Genomic DNA, 220 nt, shown 5'->3' with positions numbered 1-220 from the left:
GCGTGGCGGGTATCGGCTTGCGGGTAGAAACGCCGGGCTAACTGGGCATCATCCAGTTCATCCGGCAGTGGCCAGGATAAGTTCATCCCCCTGGCTTTGTTGAGCAGAGTTTGAATACTGCCAACACTGACTTTGGTGCTGCGGTGGATCTCGCGGATACTCAATCCCGCGGAGAAATGCAGCCTTAAAACCTCTCTGATTTTACGCATTGTAATCCTTT

At 52.7% G+C, this 220-nt stretch carries 1 pseudogene; it reads right to left on the bottom strand.

Annotated elements, in window-relative coordinates:
- A pseudogene (locus ACXAG2_RS20960) lies at positions 1 to 220 on the bottom strand (IS21 family transposase); the annotation flags it as partial.

It is taken from the genome of Alteromonas sp. ABH4_456, assembly GCF_056160645.1.
Note: the sequence above shows the minus strand (reverse complement) of the source record. Positions and strands in the feature narration are given on the sequence as shown.